Origin of the sequence: Teredinibacter waterburyi (assembly GCF_001922985.1) — a bacterium.
In the GTDB taxonomy this organism is placed as follows: domain Bacteria; phylum Pseudomonadota; class Gammaproteobacteria; order Pseudomonadales; family Cellvibrionaceae; genus Teredinibacter; species Teredinibacter waterburyi.
Map to the genome: position 1 here is coordinate 1 of NZ_MRUH01000087.1, position 1,021 is coordinate 1,021.

General features: G+C 42.0%; 2 protein-coding genes. Both read left to right on the top strand.

Going from position 1 to position 1,021, the window contains the following annotated elements:
* Positions 1-98 precede the first annotated feature (98 nt).
* The gene (locus tag IDZ20_RS06605) at positions 99-530 is read left to right on the top strand and encodes a hypothetical protein (RefSeq protein WP_188150641.1); all 432 of its coding nucleotides are present in this window, start codon (positions 99-101) and stop codon (positions 528-530) included.
* Positions 531-659: 129 nt separating this feature from the next.
* The gene (locus IDZ20_RS06610) at positions 660-968 is read left to right on the top strand and encodes a hypothetical protein (protein ID WP_188150642.1); all 309 of its coding nucleotides are present in this window, start codon (positions 660-662) and stop codon (positions 966-968) included.
* Positions 969-1,021: the final 53 nt, after the last annotated feature.

A 1,021-nucleotide genomic window follows, 5' to 3' on the forward strand; every position in this document is an offset into this window, starting at 1 on the left:
TGCGTTCGTTTGTGTATGTCGCGCAGCTCCATTTTACACAAACGCTCACAGCAAAAATTGCATGTGAGCTTGGCGTTAGGGCTCAAAAGGAGTGAAGCATGGCCAATACAACATTAGATAATTTGAAACATCTTACTAATGAGTTCTTTGCAATGCATTGGAATTCGGAGTGCCTCAAGTCTGAATTCCCTGAATGGTCTGACATTTATCAATTTGAAGGGTCTCTTCCAAATTATGATAAACAGGGTGTCTACGCATTCGTAAAAAGCGGTGAGGTCACATATATTGGTGTTGGCGCATCATCAAATGGTACAGGTCCCTATGCCGGTCATGGTCTGGGAAAACGTTTTCAAGCATATTCAAAAGTAGAGAATGGACGGCACACACCAAGTGATCCTAGGTTAATTGACGCCGGCAGTATGATTACAATAGGCTTTGAGCCGAAGCATGCTTATTTGGCTTACGCATTGGAAATGTACTTGGTGGGTAAAATTGAAACTGAGCATAATGTTAACCGTCCAAATAAATAAAGCCCTAACAAAAAGCTGCACCGGACGCATATTGCTACGCTCGTTTGTGTATGTCGCGGTGCTCCATTTTACACAAACGCTCTCCGCAATATGCGCCGGTGAGCTTGGCGTTAGCTTCAATTGGAAATTATGAAATATTATCAAGTAATGCTAGAAGGGAAAGACTTCTTGATAGAAATGGACGGTAAAGAGGATCTGTTTGGGTATTTTACTACACGATGGGTGAAAGCTGATTCTCCAGAGGACGCTGAATTAAAGGCTGTCGATCTCGTTAAAAAAGACGAGCACTTAGTTGGCATTACAAAAAATATGGATGGCTCCAAGCCAGCCCCAATAGTCTACCTCAGTGAAATGTGTAATGTAAATTGGTTTCAGTATTTACGTCGTAGGCCAGGTAAGGGATATTCGTTTTTTCCCATGAAAGATGATCACACCTAGTATCAAGCCTGAAGTGCGACAAAGGTTGTTAGTTTCCATATAGAATATCCGCT

Coding starts and splice junctions, on each gene's coding strand:
- IDZ20_RS06605 (WP_188150641.1), top strand. CDS start 99: ATGGCCAATACAACATTAGATAATTTGAAACATCTTACTAATGAGTTC.
- IDZ20_RS06610 (WP_188150642.1), top strand. CDS start 660: ATGAAATATTATCAAGTAATGCTAGAAGGGAAAGACTTCTTGATAGAA.